Annotated in this window: 1 pseudogene; it reads left to right on the forward strand. The window is 50.2% G+C overall.

Annotated features, from left to right (window positions below):
* Positions 1-697: pseudogene (locus CIK04_RS29535) on the forward strand (amidohydrolase family protein); the annotation flags it as partial.

Here is a 697-nt window from a genome sequence, read left to right on the forward strand (position 1 = left end):
CTTACCCGAACGGCAAAGAGTTGCTAGAGGAAGCGGTTCAATTAGGTGCGGATGTGATTGGCGCGATTCCTCACTTTGAGTTTACTCGTGAATACGGCATTGAGTCGCTGCATTACGTTTTGAACTGGCACAAAAATACAGACCGTTTCGTATCGATGTGCACTGTGATGAAATTGATGATGAGCAGTCACGCTTTGTTGAAACTCTGGCGGCGTTAGCGCACAAGTTCAACATGGGCTACAAGGTAACCGCAAGCCATACAACGGCGATGGGCTCTTACAACGGTGCATACGCCTCTCGCCTCTTCCGTTTGCTGCGCATGTCAGGCATCAACTTCGTGGCGAACCCGCTGGTCAACATCCACCTTCAAGGTCGCTTTGATGACTACCCGAAACGTCGTGGTGTGACTCGTGTAAAAGAGATGCTCAACGCCAACATCAACGTCTGTTTTGGTCACGATGACGTGTTTGATCCTTGGTATCCGCTCGGCACAGCAAACATGCTGCAAGTGCTGCACATGGTCTGCATGTTGCCAAGTGATGGGTACGACCAAATCAACAACTCGCTTGATCTGATCAGCACCAACTCAGCGCGTACGCTGAACATTCAAGACAAACACGGCATTGAAGCAGGTAAACCTGGGAGCTTACTGATCCTTCCTGCGGAAAATGGTTTTGATGCCGTGCGTCGCCAAGTA

This window comes from Vibrio sp. 03_296 (assembly GCF_002265885.1).